The sequence below is a fragment of the Virgibacillus sp. AGTR genome, from assembly GCF_016919725.2.
In the GTDB taxonomy this organism is placed as follows: Bacteria; Bacillota; Bacilli; order Bacillales; family Amphibacillaceae; genus Virgibacillus; species Virgibacillus salarius.
This window is the reverse complement of record NZ_JAJERH010000025.1, coordinates 18,525-33,669: the sequence shown is the minus strand read 5'-3', so window position 1 is coordinate 33,669 and position 15,145 is coordinate 18,525. Positions and strand designations below refer to the sequence as shown.

General features: G+C 35.5%; 27 protein-coding genes. All 27 read left to right on the top strand.

Translation table 11 applies throughout. The features are described 5' to 3' along the window. Positions 1 to 17 precede the first annotated feature (17 nt). The 27 genes from JUJ52_RS11165 (at position 18) to JUJ52_RS11035 (ending at position 15,127) form a co-directional block, all read left to right on the top strand. Complete coding sequence (locus JUJ52_RS11165; protein WP_228088971.1) at positions 18 to 188, top strand: hypothetical protein; 171 nt, start codon at positions 18 to 20, stop codon at positions 186 to 188. Beyond that, positions 189 to 434: a hypothetical protein gene (locus tag JUJ52_RS11160; protein ID WP_228088970.1), complete on the top strand. Its 246-nt coding sequence runs from the start codon at positions 189 to 191 to the stop codon at positions 432 to 434. A gap of 180 nt (positions 435 to 614) precedes the next feature. Then, a complete protein-coding gene (locus JUJ52_RS11155) occupies positions 615 to 866 on the top strand; it encodes a hypothetical protein (protein WP_228088969.1) in 252 nt (83 codons plus the stop codon). A gap of 12 nt (positions 867 to 878) precedes the next feature. Continuing rightward, complete coding sequence (locus tag JUJ52_RS11150) at positions 879 to 2,396, top strand: AAA family ATPase (RefSeq protein WP_228088968.1); 1,518 nt, start codon at positions 879 to 881, stop codon at positions 2,394 to 2,396. Continuing rightward, positions 2,383 to 2,553, top strand: coding sequence for a hypothetical protein (locus JUJ52_RS11145; protein WP_205388966.1), 171 nt, complete (start codon positions 2,383 to 2,385; stop codon positions 2,551 to 2,553). The genes JUJ52_RS11150 and JUJ52_RS11145 overlap by 14 nt, the downstream gene beginning before the upstream one ends. After that, complete coding sequence (locus tag JUJ52_RS11140) at positions 2,543 to 3,433, top strand: recombinase RecT (RefSeq protein WP_228088967.1); 891 nt, start codon at positions 2,543 to 2,545, stop codon at positions 3,431 to 3,433. Before JUJ52_RS11145 ends, JUJ52_RS11140 begins: the two co-directional genes overlap by 11 nt. A 138-nt stretch (positions 3,434 to 3,571) precedes the next feature. Beyond that, a complete protein-coding gene (locus tag JUJ52_RS11135; RefSeq protein ID WP_205388953.1) occupies positions 3,572 to 4,045 on the top strand; it encodes a hypothetical protein in 474 nt (157 codons plus the stop codon). Continuing rightward, entirely contained in the window at positions 4,035 to 4,784 is a 750-nt protein-coding gene (locus JUJ52_RS11130) for an MBL fold metallo-hydrolase (protein ID WP_205388951.1), read from the top strand. The genes JUJ52_RS11135 and JUJ52_RS11130 overlap by 11 nt, the downstream gene beginning before the upstream one ends. Further along, positions 4,784 to 5,119 (top strand): hypothetical protein, encoded by a 336-nt coding sequence (locus JUJ52_RS11125; RefSeq protein ID WP_205388937.1) that lies wholly within the window; start codon positions 4,784 to 4,786, stop codon positions 5,117 to 5,119. Before JUJ52_RS11130 ends, JUJ52_RS11125 begins: the two co-directional genes overlap by 1 nt. Before the next feature lie 14 nt (positions 5,120 to 5,133). Continuing rightward, a complete protein-coding gene (locus tag JUJ52_RS11120; protein ID WP_205388936.1) occupies positions 5,134 to 5,910 on the top strand; it encodes a replication protein in 777 nt (258 codons plus the stop codon). Continuing rightward, a complete protein-coding gene (locus JUJ52_RS11115) occupies positions 5,888 to 7,183 on the top strand; it encodes a replicative DNA helicase (protein WP_205388930.1) in 1,296 nt (431 codons plus the stop codon). The genes JUJ52_RS11120 and JUJ52_RS11115 overlap by 23 nt, the downstream gene beginning before the upstream one ends. Positions 7,184 to 7,187: 4 nt before the next feature. Then, on the top strand, positions 7,188 to 7,400 hold the full coding sequence (locus JUJ52_RS11110) for an IDEAL domain-containing protein (RefSeq protein ID WP_205388928.1): 213 nt from the start codon (positions 7,188 to 7,190) through the stop codon (positions 7,398 to 7,400). Between the two features lie 252 nt (positions 7,401 to 7,652). After that, positions 7,653 to 7,826 (top strand): hypothetical protein, encoded by a 174-nt coding sequence (locus JUJ52_RS11105; protein WP_205388637.1) that lies wholly within the window; start codon positions 7,653 to 7,655, stop codon positions 7,824 to 7,826. A gap of 88 nt (positions 7,827 to 7,914) precedes the next feature. After that, positions 7,915 to 8,397: a YopX family protein gene (locus JUJ52_RS11100; RefSeq protein ID WP_205388636.1), complete on the top strand. Its 483-nt coding sequence runs from the start codon at positions 7,915 to 7,917 to the stop codon at positions 8,395 to 8,397. Between the two features lie 46 nt (positions 8,398 to 8,443). Beyond that, positions 8,444 to 8,743 (top strand): MazG nucleotide pyrophosphohydrolase domain-containing protein, encoded by a 300-nt coding sequence (locus JUJ52_RS11095; RefSeq protein ID WP_228088966.1) that lies wholly within the window; start codon positions 8,444 to 8,446, stop codon positions 8,741 to 8,743. 22 nt (positions 8,744 to 8,765) lie between these two features. Beyond that, positions 8,766 to 8,993, top strand: coding sequence for a hypothetical protein (locus JUJ52_RS11090; protein ID WP_205388926.1), 228 nt, complete (start codon positions 8,766 to 8,768; stop codon positions 8,991 to 8,993). Next, positions 8,990 to 9,520: a hypothetical protein gene (locus tag JUJ52_RS11085; RefSeq protein WP_205388924.1), complete on the top strand. Its 531-nt coding sequence runs from the start codon at positions 8,990 to 8,992 to the stop codon at positions 9,518 to 9,520. The genes JUJ52_RS11090 and JUJ52_RS11085 overlap by 4 nt, the downstream gene beginning before the upstream one ends. Before the next feature lie 128 nt (positions 9,521 to 9,648). After that, positions 9,649 to 10,128, top strand: a complete 480-nt coding sequence (locus JUJ52_RS11080; RefSeq protein ID WP_205388923.1) for a hypothetical protein — start codon at positions 9,649 to 9,651, stop codon at positions 10,126 to 10,128. A gap of 53 nt (positions 10,129 to 10,181) precedes the next feature. Beyond that, positions 10,182 to 10,634: an ArpU family phage packaging/lysis transcriptional regulator gene (locus JUJ52_RS11075; protein ID WP_205388922.1), complete on the top strand. Its 453-nt coding sequence runs from the start codon at positions 10,182 to 10,184 to the stop codon at positions 10,632 to 10,634. Positions 10,635 to 11,064: 430 nt separating this feature from the next. Continuing rightward, the gene (locus tag JUJ52_RS11070) at positions 11,065 to 11,280 is read left to right on the top strand and encodes a hypothetical protein (RefSeq protein ID WP_205388921.1); all 216 of its coding nucleotides are present in this window, start codon (positions 11,065 to 11,067) and stop codon (positions 11,278 to 11,280) included. A gap of 84 nt (positions 11,281 to 11,364) precedes the next feature. Further along, complete coding sequence (locus JUJ52_RS11065; protein WP_121603789.1) at positions 11,365 to 11,697, top strand: hypothetical protein; 333 nt, start codon at positions 11,365 to 11,367, stop codon at positions 11,695 to 11,697. After that, entirely contained in the window at positions 11,681 to 12,058 is a 378-nt protein-coding gene (locus JUJ52_RS11060; RefSeq protein ID WP_228088965.1) for a hypothetical protein, read from the top strand. The genes JUJ52_RS11065 and JUJ52_RS11060 overlap by 17 nt, the downstream gene beginning before the upstream one ends. A gap of 37 nt (positions 12,059 to 12,095) precedes the next feature. Beyond that, positions 12,096 to 12,476, top strand: coding sequence for a hypothetical protein (locus tag JUJ52_RS11055; RefSeq protein ID WP_121603787.1), 381 nt, complete (start codon positions 12,096 to 12,098; stop codon positions 12,474 to 12,476). After that, a complete protein-coding gene (locus JUJ52_RS11050) occupies positions 12,463 to 12,813 on the top strand; it encodes an HNH endonuclease (protein WP_205388918.1) in 351 nt (116 codons plus the stop codon). The genes JUJ52_RS11055 and JUJ52_RS11050 overlap by 14 nt, the downstream gene beginning before the upstream one ends. After that, positions 12,804 to 13,001 (top strand): hypothetical protein, encoded by a 198-nt coding sequence (locus JUJ52_RS11045; RefSeq protein WP_228088964.1) that lies wholly within the window; start codon positions 12,804 to 12,806, stop codon positions 12,999 to 13,001. The genes JUJ52_RS11050 and JUJ52_RS11045 overlap by 10 nt, the downstream gene beginning before the upstream one ends. A gap of 132 nt (positions 13,002 to 13,133) precedes the next feature. Continuing rightward, positions 13,134 to 13,472 carry a P27 family phage terminase small subunit gene (locus JUJ52_RS11040; RefSeq protein WP_228088963.1) on the top strand — a complete coding sequence of 113 codons (339 nt, stop codon included), beginning with the start codon at positions 13,134 to 13,136 and terminating at the stop codon, positions 13,470 to 13,472. Beyond that, positions 13,469 to 15,127 (top strand): terminase TerL endonuclease subunit, encoded by a 1,659-nt coding sequence (locus JUJ52_RS11035; protein ID WP_228088976.1) that lies wholly within the window; start codon positions 13,469 to 13,471, stop codon positions 15,125 to 15,127. The genes JUJ52_RS11040 and JUJ52_RS11035 overlap by 4 nt, the downstream gene beginning before the upstream one ends. Positions 15,128 to 15,145: the final 18 nt, after the last annotated feature.

Genomic DNA, 15,145 nt, shown 5'->3' with positions numbered 1-15,145 from the left:
AGTTAGGAGGTTAAAACATGCGAGCAATAATAAATTTTGAAGGTAAGCAATGTCCAGTGAAAAGTATTTTCTGGAATGATGACGGACGCATTTCGCATTTAAGCTTCTATGATAAAGATGGCAATTACCAGACAATTTTCAACGTTGATTACGATCTTGAAAACATGATCGCATGGGAGGAAAGTTAAATGTCGATGTTAGATCATTATCGAATGGAAGATATGGACAAGGTTTTAGAACATATTGAGAACTTAATGAAAGCTGGTCTTGATGGACTAAAAGCGGCTGAAACAGCAAATCCAGATCTAGCAAAAAACGCACAATTTCAAATCGAGCATTCTTTGAAAGCCATACTATCTTACAACAAAAAGAAACTAGATCAAGAAAATCGTTTTAATAAAGTAAACGAACAAGTTAGGAAAGATTGGTTTTGATAGAAAAAGTCAAAGAGTCTAAATGGACTTATAGAATATTGTTTGCTGTTGTAGCTCTTTGGAATTATTACTTAATCATTACTTATTGAAGGAGGTGAGGATGTGAAACTAGGAAGTTTTGCTGGTGCATTGGTTATAGCTCTGATTATAGCAATAATTATTTGAGAGAGGGTGAGTTAAGTGGATAGAAAAACCTTGGAGTATATGGAAAAACGATCAAAAGAAGCACGAAAAATTGTAAATACAATCGAAAAACTAAAATCAAATATAGAAGAAACTAACAGCATTGGCCGAGTTACATTCTATGATTCATACGGAAATTACTTGTTTGATTCTTCAACTGGATCTCTGGCGAATGAAATGAAAAAAGCATATGAAAGAGTAGTCGAGAAGGAAATTGAATTATTGGAACAAACATTACTGGAATTGTAAGGAGGAACTAAATTGCAAATCAAATTCAAAGAACTAACACTAAATAATTTCAAAAGTCACCAGGAATTAACCGTAAACTTTGGCGAGCGCACGGTAATCACTGGTGACAATGCGAAAGGGAAGTCAACAATCCCTCAAGCTATTACATGGTTATTATACGGTATGGATGCATTAGGAAGCAAATTGGATCCAACGCCCATAACTTACGAAGCGGATCAAACAATGGTTTCCCTACTTTTAAATGTTGATGGTAAAGATTTGCTTCTAGGTAGAGAGTTAGTAAAAGGAAAAGCAAAATATTACATCAATGAAGTACCAAGCAAGGCAACTGAATTTAATGAGGTACTAACAGAAATGTTTGATAAGGATCTATTCCTTTCGCTTTTCAATCCAAATTACTTTTTTACATTAAATTGGACAAAGCAACGAAAAATGATTCTACAGTATGTATCTGCTCCTGCAAATAAACAAGTGTTTAAGGAGTTACCTGAAGCACAGGGAAATAAGTTATCTGAACTTGTAAAGAAACATTCTATGAAAAATCTGAAGGAAATCCATCGCGAAAACAAAAATAAGTTGAACAAGCAATATATAGCAGCACAGAGTCGTACTAAAACATTAAAAGAACAGCTAGAAAATAATGCTCCAACAGTTCCGCTAGAATCGCTAAATGCAGAAGATAGCATTTTGAAAAAAGAGATCCAGGAACTTGAATCTGTGATAGATTCTGCTGCTGAAAAGAATTCGGAATTTAATAGCCTGCAATCACAAATTCTAGCATTAAATGACCAAATTGAAATGTCTAAAGAGAGATGGCCGAAGCTACGTGATGAAAAGATAGAGGATACGTGTAGAACATGTAAAAGGCCATTGGATGAAGAATCTATACAAGCTGTTGAAGATGATAAATCAAAGCGTGTAGATGAATACAAAGCTCAGCATAATGAAATTGTCAACAAGCGTAATACCCTAAAGGAGAAATTGAAAGTCCTTGAATATATCGATGTGAGTGAACAAAGGACAAAGGTTAGGGAGCTTGAAGCAAAACGTTCACCTCTTCAACAAGAGATGTCAAAACATAAGCAACTAGAAGGTTTGCAAGAACAAGTATCTGAAGCTGAAAACAACGAAAAGCATACCCTTTTATCGCTAAATGAGTCTATTTTTATTCTTGATAGTATAAAAGATTTCGAGGCAAAAGAAGCTGAACTACAGGCGGAGAAGGTGAAAGGGCTGTTTGAGAACTTATCCATTAAGTTGTTTAAAGAATTGAAAACATCTGATGAACCTCAGCCAGATTTTGAAATTGAAAAGGATGGAAAAGGTTATAAAAAACTTTCCTTATCCGAGGGAATTAGAGCAGGGCTTGAATTAAGAAATGTATTGTCTGAACAAAGTGAAGTAATTGCACCAGTGTTTGTAGATAATGCCGAATCAATCACCAAGTTTAAAGAGCCTAATGGACAACTGATTATTAGCAGAGTTGTTGCTGGGAAAGAGTTGGAGGTCAAAGTAGATGAGCAGGACTAAATTTGGATTAACTTTTAATTCTCGGAAACCTCATGTAAATGTGATTTTTAAATCTCGTAAAGAGAGAGAAGAGCTTTTATTACTGCTGAATAAAGTGCAATTTGATGCAACTATTTCTTTATTTGAAAAAAAGGAGGAAACAAACAATGGCAAATAATAACTTACCATCATTAACACCAGAAATCACGGATGCTTTTGCACCACAAGTAATCGAGGTAATGCGTAATTCAATAGCTCCAACAGCAAACGATCAAGAATTTCTACTCTTTGCACATAAAGCAGCATCTTATGGATTAGATCCATTCAAGAATGAAATATTTTTTATCAAATATGGAACCACAGCCCGTATTCAATTTGCTGCAGAAGCTTACCTTTCTAAAGCACGAGAAAAAGATGGATTTCAGCCACCAGATACACAGATGGTGCATGAGAATGATGAATTTAAGATCGAAATGAACAAGGAAACAAAAGAAATGGAAGTTGTTCAGCATGAGATTGGGTTTCCAAGAGGAAAAATAATCGATGCTTACTCAATTGCTTATCGTGATGGTCACAGACCAGTAACAGTAATCATGGACATTGATGAAGTAGGGCATATGTTTACTGGTCAAAATAAAGATAACTGGAAAAAATGGACTGCTGATATGTTTGGAAAACATGTACAGCAGCGCGCTCTTAAAAAGCAATATGGACTTGAATTTGATGACGAAACAATTAACCATGATGAAAATCAAAGCATACCTGAATATCAACAAAGAGAGCGAAAAGACATTACACCTAATCAAGAAACTATTACTGAACCGAAAGAAGAAAAGCCTGAAAATAAGATTGCTAGTCTACGTGAAGAAATGAAAAGTAAATTTAAGCAACTTGGAATAACAACAAATGCCAAGATCGGTAAGTATTTAGAAGATAACAATGTAAAGATGAGTGATCCAGCTACTGAATCAGAGTTAATAGGCTTAATAGAATTGTTGGATAGAAACATCGAATTACAGGAGTTACAAGCTGCTGATGACGATGAACTACCTGAATAAGTATCTACCCCATGTTGTTGTATATGAAAGAAGAGCAGAGTGCGAATTATGCGGAAATGAAATGAACCGAGGAAATGAAAATTATTACCGTGGGCTTAGTATTTGCCCACGGTGCCAGAAAGAATTGGAGGAAATCAAATGGTTCAGCAAATAGAACAAAGGCATTTAGATTTTGTAAAAGATGCAAGGAAAACTTTTGAGGAAAATTCAGAGATGCACACATATAGAAATGGTACTCATGATGATAACGATACTCTTATTGCTCTACGCTATGGTATGGATAGAGATTGTATTCTGGTGTATGAGCTTGGCGAATGTGTGGCTAATTTCGTACAGCAAACAAGACCTGTGCCGAATCCCAGAAATGAAGTGATGAAATTTGCCTTTGAAATGGAAAAACAGTTAAGTGCTAACGAACATAAAGGCGGTTGGAAAAGAGATCATCATCAGGATTTAACAGGTTTTCTTCTCTTGAATCTTGAAAAGTTACGCCATGAGTTAATAAAGATACCACCTAATAGGGATAAGCAGGAAATAACTAAACGGTGCGCTAATATAGCCAATTTCGCGATGATGGTAACTGATAATGAGGGAAACAATAATGAAAGTTAACATACTAGCTTCCGGCTCTAGCGGAAATTGCATAGCCTTAACCAGTGGCAAATCTACCATTCTAGTGGATGCCGGAATAGCCAAAACAAAGATTGAAAAACGTCTCCTTGATGTAGGGATTGTGCCAACGAATGTAGTTGCTATCTTTATTACACATGCCCACAAGGACCATACAAAAGGGTTGCCGTTGGCTAATAAGTATAACATTCCGGTATATGCGGGTGAGGAAGAATGGAAAGACATACAAAGTGTGGAAGCCCACCTGATAAACAAAATAGGTATAGGTGGAATCTTTGGAGCTCCGGAACATTTTATAGTCGTTCCTTTTGAAGTACATCATGACGCATATCGACCACTAGGATATACAGTAACAAATCATAAAACTGACTTTAAAGTATCAATTTGTTTAGACACAGGAAAAGTCGAACAGCCCATGTTAAATGTTATGAAAAACTCAAATGCCTACATCTTAGAAAGCAACCACGAACCAAGAATGGTAGAAGCATCTAGTTATCCTAACAGCGTAAAAGCTAGGGTGCTTTCAGATATAGGGCATTTATCTAATAAGCAGACAGCTACAGCATTATCCAAGTTAATTCAAGGCAAGGGAGAACAGATCTATTTAACGCATTTAAGCAGTAATAATAATCTTCCTGCCTTGGCAGAAATGACAACGAAAAGAGCCTTGTATCAAAAAGGGTTCATTGAAAATAAACATTATACATTGGAGGTTATATGATGCGCGTAAAAGTGCCAAAAGAAGTAGCTGAAGCATTTGATTTTCATCATGAATGTTTGAATGGTATGTCGGATGATGAAAAAACACTTATGTTTATGACAATTCCATCAGCACGGGTAAGAGGAAAGGCGACTATATTACGGAATTTCGCTATGGAAAACCCATGTAAGTACATTGAGGCATTAATAAACGGATACGAACCTGAAATAAATATTCAGGATGAATTATCTAATATGATTACACTCTGGCTAAACAAGCCTTATGTCGGAAATGAGCAAGAAGACATTGAGAACTTTGCACATATGGTTACTAAATTATTTCAACAACAAAAATGAATGGATGATTGTATATGGCAAATCCACAATTGCATAACGGGCATACACGGATTGCCAATGAAATCTTGAATCAGATAATGAAGACCAATCTCAACGGTACACAGTTCCGGCTTGTAATAGCTATATGGCGTTATACTTACGGATTCAATCGGAAGGAATATGAAATGTCTACTAGCTATTTAGCGCAATTGATTGATACAAAAAGCAGAAGCTTTGTAGATAGAGAGTTAACAGCTTTGGTTGAAAGAAAAATAATAAATGTTAATGAGATTGGTCAGAAAGGGGCTAGAGTATTGTCATTTAACAAAAATTATGAAGAGTGGACAGATAAAAATAACACCAAGGAATCTACTCCAGAGATTAAACCTAAGAGAAAGCCAACAACTAAGAAAAGGAAGTACGACGAAGATAACACCTATTACAAGATGGCTGTTTATTTCTATCACCTTGTTAATAAAGTAGCCCAAGATGCTGGACTTCCTCATCTAACTAAAAAAGCAAATATGCAAACCTGGGCGGACGATATGAGGAAGTTGGTTGAAATTGATGAAGTTGATAAAAAGCTTGCAAAGGAAGTTATGGATTGGGTAGTGAATGATTCATTTTGGAAAACGAACGTTCTTTCAGCTAGAAAATTGCGAGATAAGTTTCCAGAGTTGGCCATTAAAATGAAAGCACAAAAACAGCCTGAGAAGCCAAAACAACCTAAAGACCATCGTGATAAAGATATAGAGTTACAACAATGGATAGCAGAAGGAAATGATCCGGATGAATTCAACTGGAACGATTGAAGATATATCAGCTGAACAATCGGTTTTAGGTGCGGTTTTCTTAGATGCAAATGTGCTTGACGATATTTCTTTTCTTGAAGAAAGAGACTTTCGTAATCCAGTACACCAGCAGATTTATAAAGTAATGAAATATTTAGATCGACACGATTACCCTGTGGATGTAGTAACTGTAACAGAGCAATATGTGAAGTACAAAAAAACCGATCAATTAGATACTTCGTATTTTATAAAATTAGCAGAATCCTGTCCTACAACTGCAAATGTGGTCCATCATGCAAATATTATTCGATCTAAAGCAATACGTAGAAGAGGATCCGAAATAGGAAATAAAATAACCGATCTAGCAAGAGAAGATTTTGAAACGGATGAGGAATACTTTTCTGCAGTTGAATCTTTAGCTGCTGAAATTAGACCTGATGTAAAAGGAAAAATGAGAAGCCTACAAGAGACTAGGCAGAATTATTTCAATCACCTTTTAGACAAGTCGGTTGAGTATATAGAAACAGGATTTCCTCAATTTGATGGATGGGCAAAAGGGATTTATAGAGGCGACTTATTTATATCTGCTGGGCGCCCATCCGTTGGGAAAACAGCAAAATTGCTCCAAAGAGCAATGGGGGTTGCTGAAACAGGTCCTGTACTTATTTGGTCGCAGGAAATGGATGAAAACCAATTAAAAGATAGGATAGTTTCCAACATTACAGGTATTGGATTTAACCGGATCAGAAATAAAGAACTCAATCCAAAACAATACGCACTAATCGAAGAAACGTATAACCGAATAGAAAAACTACCCATATTCTTGCAGGACAGCAGCGGAGTAACCATTGAAGAAGTAAGAACCACTGCTCGAAGGTTTAAACGGAAATACGGTGATTTAGCTATGGTGGCTGTAGATTACTTACAGATTATGAACATACCACAGGCTAAAGGACAAACAAGATCTGAAGCTATAGGGAAAGTAACGCAAGCAGCTAAACAAATTGCAAGAGAATTAAAATGTTGCTTCATGATGTTGTCTCAAATGACCAGGGATAGCGATAAGAACCCAAAGAAGCCTACTCTTTCTGAGTTAAAGGAATCAGGATCCATTGAACAAGATGCCGATGTAGTTGAGTTTTTATGGGTTGATCCACAAGACACTGATAGTAAAGGGAAGGTGGTCCAACAATTTATAGCTAAAGGACGTAACACAGGATTGAATGAATTTAGGCTCTTGTTCCGAGGATGGAAACAGCAATTTATTGAACTGGAGAAGAAAAAGAGGGGCTGATTATATGAGGAATGCCGATGAGTTTGATGCATTTAAATGTGCACTTTTAAAATCTTTCAAGTTAGAAATGAGTTTAATAGATTATACACACTTGGAATACGGAGTGGAAACATCCGTAACTGATGAAGATATACTTAACATTTTAATAGATTATGCTCTCGATGTTGGAGACAGGGATTTGTTCATGAGGATAACTGAACAACTACAGGAGGTGTAGGGGTGGATTACTATACAGGAAGAATTATTATTCAAGAATCTGAGTATGATGATCTTTTAGAAGAAAATTAACGCTACAGGCAGACTTTGGAGCAATTGAGTAAGTATGTTAATTCGGATGATTTTTATGACAATTGCTGGGATGTATATGTAATAAACAAAATTATCGATAAAGCATTGAAAGGAGTAGAGGGATGAATCATGCTGAAAAGGTTAAATTAGACACAAAATACGAAGTAAAGGAAGAAATTATATGTCAGATGAAAGCAAAATCTATAAAGAAGCAATGGAACGTATCTATGAACTTGTAGAAGAAGTAATTGAGACTTGTTTAGAGGTTGCAGATGAAAACCACTATGAAAGAGTATGGGTATTAGAACGGTTTAGAGAGAAATTCAACAAAGCGAAGCGAGAAAATTCAATATAAGTTAATTCGGAGTTCGAATAAAAAGCGAATTAAATAAGCTACTGGAATAACAAACCCTCCCTTAATGGGAGGTAAAGGAGGAAATGGAATGAGAGAAATTAAAGTAAGAGGTTTAGTAATTGAACCATTAGCGCATGGAGGTAAGTGGATTACGGGTAATGATGAATACCATGATATTTATATGAATCATGCTGACAAGTTGGCGTATATACAAGAGCATCCTGTGCATTATGAATCCATTAGTGAGTACACAGGATTAGATACCGATAACGATGAGGAGATATTCAGAAAAGACCTTTTGGAAATAACAGACAATCAAGGCAATAAAGTAGTAATTGAAGTCGTATTTGAGGATGGTTGTTATTACGGAGATTTAGTAAAAAGCGAGGTAGTTAATCCGACTTTCACCATTGTTCAGTACGCTTTCGGTGAATACGAACATGTAAATTATACGGTTGTCGATGAAAGCGAACCGTTGTTTATTATTCAGCAGTTTATGGAATTTGATAATTTGAAAATTATCGGAAATACAGTTGAACATCCAGAACTACTAGAAGGCGTAACGTCATGACAAAAGAAATCATGCTGGGTGATATTAAAAAATTGGAGGTCAAACAATGAGTAAATCTATTAATCAATTATGTGAAGAAGCATATCAAATAGCTAAAGATAAGGGTTGGCATGATGAACCAAGAGAAACTGGTACTTTACTTGCCTTAATCCATAGTGAGGTATCAGAAGCATTAGAAGCTGATCGAAAAGGTAATCAGGAAAATTTTGAGGAAGAACTGGCCGATGTATGCATTCGTATCTTTGACCTTTGTGGTAGCAAGAATATCGATTTAGAGGATGCTATCGAAACAAAAATGGAACGAAATAAAGGTAGATCTTACAAGCACGGAAATAAGGCTTATTAAGGGAAAGAGGGGGGGAAACGTAATGAAGCACGATAAATGTAATTATCCTGAATGTAATAAGAGTGCTGCTACTTCATTTGCTTTAGTTCCCTTATGTGTTGATCATTTTGTTTTGATAAGGGATGAAACAAATAAATACTATCAATCTAACAGTAAAGTTGGCAATCATATGAAGCACATTGAAAGAGAGCATTACCACAAGATTTCTCATCTTACGCCACTGCTTAACAAGGAAGCTGGTAGAAAATGAGATATGTAGGAATAGATCCAGCATCTAAAACAGGGTTTGTTGCTTTAGCAAAAGATGGCCAAGTTTTAAAAGCAAAAGAGCTTACTGGTATTGGGGATAAGGATCCTAAGAGAATGACGACTTTAATAAACGACATAGTTACTCATGTACAAAAAACAGACATTATCTGTATCGAGGGTATGCCGTTTAACACGCAAAGAGCCATGTTTGCAGGTGGCTTACATCACGGCATACGCAATGAGTTATATAAGCAAGGCATCCGTTACTATGAAGTTGCGCCAAATGCGGTTAAAAAGTTTGTGCACGTAACTGGATGGAAAGGCGAACCAGGTAATAAAAAGCGTTTGAAAGGTAAAGAGAAGAAATTAGCTGTTATGGATGCAGTAAAAAAACACTTTGGATTTGTCCATACTAGCGACAATGTAGTTGATGCTTATATATTAGCACAGATAGCTAAGGCGTTGGTCGAACGCAGGGTATCACATTCTTATCAAGCTGAGGTTTTATATAACGTGAAAGCCGGATAGTCCTGTGAGTGATTTTAAGCCGTTCTGTGAGGTTTTAAATATAAAACGAACAATAATACTCATTCATATGAAAGATTGATAGATTCGACGGAAATCGACCAAATTTAATAAGAAAAGAGGAAACTAATATGTCAAAAATAGAATTAAGTGTATTGTTTAAAAAGATCCAGAAGGATGACAAAAAAGAAGTTTTAGAATTTCATGTACAAGGTGATGAATTAGAGCATTCGGATGAACTGGTTCAATTAGCTGGCAATATTGCAGTGTTGGAGGTTAAGAACAGCGAAACAGATCCATTAACTGCAGAATTTAAGTCGATTCAACGCGATAGTAAAAAGACAGCTCTTAAATTTAATGTTAGAGGTGATAGTGAAGATAGAGTGATTAAACTTTATTCATTAGCTGGAAGTAATGTCACTTTATTCTTGGAACCTTCTCAAATGTCTATAGAAGAATTTCAGGATGCTGCAGAAGCACATGAAGGAATTGACTATAGTGTTGATAAAGATGGTACTGTGGAAGTAGTTGATGGACAGCTTAGTCTTGATGACATTCCTTCAGGAGAACCGGATGATGTTAATTTTGATGATGATGATCTATTAAATTAATATATTGCCCTTGTTTATTTGACCGGGGCGTATCCCTAAAAAGGGGGCGTAACATGGGATTTGAACTGCCAGAATTGGACAGAAAACAGACACAAAAGGCAGTGGAAGCTGCATTGGAAAAATATCGTATTTATAAATACTTAACATTTGAACGCGAATCGTCTACTACGTCACATATTGATGATGTAGGTGGAGGAAGAAGCAATATACCTGGTGACCAAACTGGATCCATAGCGGTACACAATGTATCTGAACAGGAGCGGATTAGGAAATATTGTGATCGAATTGAGCGATCTGTGAGACGATTGCCTAAAATGGAGAGATTTCTGATTGAAGAACGGTACCTTAAAGAAGATGCTGAGTATATAACGGACATCAATGTCTATTGTTTTAAATTTCAACCTCCTATAAGTGCGATGACATACTCAAAGCTCAGGTGGAAAGCATTTTATAAATTGGCTCTAAACCTTAATATAGCTGTTACACGGGCTATTGATACGGATTAACAGGAAGCACATCGGACGGATTTATTCTGTTCGGTGTCTTTTTTTATACAACCAGGTTTAAAAATTCTAGAAAAATATTATAAAAAAATTATAAAAAAGGTTTAAATCATTAGGCTTAAAAGGTGATAAATTTATATTATCGGAAATTCAATAATGTATAACAAAAACGGGTGTACGCTAATTAGAGTACACCTTTTACTGTACGCTAAACAGAGTACAGCACTGTACGCTAATTAGAGTACACTACTGTACGCTAAATAGAGTACAGTAAAAATTTTTCCTTCATATAATGTCAAAATGCTAAAGAAAGTATTTAAAGAAAAATATAAAGAAATATACTTGCAAATTGTTTTATTTAAAAAATCCGCTCATAAAAAACTATGATTATTATTTTGAGAAAGTTATTATAGTTGCAAAGGGGATGATAGATTTGAAAGTAAATGATATGGATAAATACCAAGTAACGGAACGAATGAAGATGCTAAAAAGAAGATTGAATGATCCCAAAGCTGCTTTTCATAATATTCCAGTTGAAATTTATGAGGAAGTAAATAATCCAGTTACTGATAGTGAAGGATTTATTCACAAATATTATTTAAGTGATGATGTTAAAAGCTTGATAGAATTAATCATTGAAGGTAATTAGAAGTAGATTCATATAAATGAATATTGCATATAATTTCCAATTCCATCATAATTGAGTCATAAGAACTATGTGGAGGGGAATAAAGTGGAAAAACAAAAAGATTTAAAGTTAGCACAGTTTATGGGCATTCTATTTATAATCATTGGTGTAATTGGATTTATAATAATTATGGCATCTTTTGATTATGCTGAATATGGGGAATTAAAAAATGATTCATATTTACTCGAGGATGACGAGATAAGGTTGCAGGTGATGAAAGATGATTTAACATCTACATGGGTCGCTGGAATCGCAACTTTAATAATAAATGTTGCAATCGGAACAGTGCTTATAACATTAGGTAAAATTGTTAGTTTATTAGAAGATATAAAGAAAATTAAACAAAGCGAGAGTGTTGCTGGTGATCAATCTAACTAAATGTGAATCATGCAATAGCTTAATACATTCTAAGCAAATAAACATCCATGACAATACAATTAAATCAGGTATACAAGCTAGATATTGGGATTGTCCTCATTGTAATCATAAGCATTTGATTCTAGTTATGGACAAAACATCAAAACGGTTAATGAAGGATAATAAAAAAGATAGAGAGCGTATGGCTAGTATTAATAAAAGAGCACAGGCGCTTAGGATGAGAAATCAACTTAGTGATGGCCAAGCAAAGTTATTTGTTGAACAAGTTGAAAAGATTGAAACACGTATTAAAAAGAGAACTGATCAATTAGATGTAAGATCTAAAAAGTTAATAAAAGATTATGAGGCATCTCATGTATGAGGTGTCTTTTTATTATGCGTAAAAGGAGATGGATGAAATGTCATGGGTTAGTAGAAAGTGTTTAGCTTGCGAGCATGTTCAAAAAACATTTAATGATAAGAATGAAGAATACCAAAAGGTAACAGTTTGCCCGAAATGCAATGGAGCTTTTGTAGATCGCTATCGTTATGAACTATATGCAAAAAAAGATAAGCCCAATTCGTTATTAACTATCGAATTAGAAGATGAAACGTCTGTGCCTAAAGTCTTTTATAAAGGTGAAGAGATTAAGCATAAATGTAATGTGTTCTTAGATTGGGATACTGACACAGATACTTTTGGTGGCTTAACTTATTCCATTGAGCACATTGATACAGGTAAAGGATATCCAGCAATCAATCGGATTGAACGCAAGGTGAAAGGTCATGCCTTCGATTGAGTACAAAACCAAACAACAAAAGCGTAAGTTTTATGACAGTAAACCTTGGAAGATATTACGTGAGAAAGTAAAGAAGCGTGATAACTATGAATGCCAGGAATGCAAGCGTCAGGGTAGAGTAACCATTGATACCAATGAATATAGTGAGTCAGCCAAGCGTAAGAAGATCATGTTGGTAGTTGACCACATCAAAGAGATCGAGGAATATCCTGAGCTTGCATTGGATGAGGATAACTTACAAACGTTATGTGTTAACTGTCATAACAAAAAGCATGGTAGGTATGTGGATTACTCGAAGTGGAGAAAGAAACCTAAGTGGGATGATGAATGGTGGTGATTAACTTGCTTCAACAACGAATTAGATTCTCTACGGAATGCAAACATTGTGGAGTTAAAACAGATGAATTTTGGCTATGGGAACATCAAGTGAAAGATAAATATATTTGCGGGAATTGCCAGTTTCAAGAAGTTGTCTTAACAGGCGTAAAAGAAACTCATGAAATTGATCCTTTGAAACCTAAATAAATGGTACCCCCCACCTAAATATTTTCGCAATTTTTATCGCCAGGGGCACCGGTGAGGGGGGAGTCTACTGTCCAAAAAAATGAAAAATCAGCTGCTATATTAGGGGGTTAAAAAATAGAGGGGGGTGTTTTTGTGAGTGGAGTAGTAAAAATAACTGATTTGGAAATACAATTGATGATGCGAATTGACCAAGACGATCTAATTGAAGTTGATAAAGTAAAGCGTTATATCGCAATTGTTAAGCAAATTAGAAGGCTTCAAACTGCAATCAACAAAGAAGGAGTAATGGTGACAACTGTAAATGCAAATCAAGAATTTACTAAATCAAATCCAGCAATTAATGAATTAAATAAGCTCACAAAAACATTAATTTCTCTTGAAAAATCTATCAAATTCGAAATGATCAATCCCCCTAATCTAAATGAGGACAAGAAGGATAATGACGAACCTGAAGTCAGTGATTTATACTGATTCATCAAAAATATGTAGATGACTATATAAAAATGTGGCGAACGGGAAAAATCCTCTTCAATCAAGAAAGAATAGATTTGGTTAAGCAACTTGAAACAGAGGTCCTTGTTCGGGATGATATATATTTTGACGAAGAACAAATTGAGCAATGTATAAGTTATATTGAAAAATGGTACTTTAAGTTGGAACCATTCCAGAAGTTTATAATTCCATTCATATTTCTTAAGTACAAGAAACGCGATAAATTGTTCTACAAAGATATTGTCATTGTTATACCGCGTGGTAATGGAAAGAACGGTCTTATTTCCGGACTGGGTGATTATTTCATTAGCCCAGCTCATGGCATTGACGGATATAACGTAGATGTTGTAGCCAACAGTGAAGAGCAAGCGGAAACGTCCATAAAAGAAGTTTACAACATGAAAGAAAAACATAAGAATTTCATGAAAAAGTTTTTCACATGGACTAAGACCAAAATCACTGGAAAGAAATCTTTAGCTGAGTTTCGTTTTCGAACATCTAACGCCGATACCAAAGACGGTGGACGTCCTGGGTGTTTGATCTTTGATGAGTGGCATATCTACGAAGGAATGAAACTGATTAATACACTCAGTTCAGGATTAGGAAAAGTAAAACATAGAAGGCGTATATTCATATCCACCAACGGTCATGTCCGTGGTGGTTTTTTTGATAAATTTATCGAACAATGCCTAGAAGTATTGAAAGGCGGAAGTAAGCGGCAAAACCGATTTGTCTTTATATGCAAGATGGATAACAAGGAGGAAGTGGAAAATCCTGATCTATGGGAAAAAGCAAATCCTATGTTTAGCAAACCCTTGAGTCCGTATGCAGAAGAATTGTTTGACACAGTTATGGATGAATATCTAGATCTGGAAGATGATCCTTCTGGACGTTCTGAATTTATGGCCAAGAGAATGAATCTTCCTCAAGAGGACACCACAATTAGGATTGCTTCTTGGGATGACATTATGGCCACCAGCAGACCTATACCTTATGAAAAGTTAAAACACCAAACATGCGTAGGTGCTATTGACTATTCTTTTATAAAAGACTTTACCGCTTGCGGCGTTTTGTTTAAAGACGGAGATAATTACATTTGGGATAGTCACCAATATGCTAGGCGTGACTTTGTAAAAGAAGCTAACCTTAAGCCACCAATTGAGGAATGGGAAGAACAAGGCTTGTTAACTTTATTAGATGAGCCAGCTATAAACATTCAGCATATGGTGGATTACTTTTGCGATATGCGAGAAAAGTATGGGTTAGAAATTATAGTAGGGGATACTTTTCGATTAGACATTGTGAAGACAGCTTTAGAAGCAGAAGGGTTTACCGTTTTGTATATACGTAATCCACGTGCCATTTACGCAAAGCTTGCACCGAGGATCGAGATGCTCTTTGCGCAGCATAAAGTTATATTTGGTGACAATCCATTGATGAGATGGAATACCAATAACATTGCAGTAAAAGTGAAACCAGATGGAAATAAAGACTTCCTCAAAAAGGATGAGGTTAGAAGAAAAACAGATGGTTTTACTGCATTTATATACGCATTGTGGCAAGCAGATAATTACTTGGAAGAGGAAGTTGATCTAGATAGCTCATTAGACGCTCTCGAAGCACTTAACTTCTAAAGGAGGTGAGTAGATATT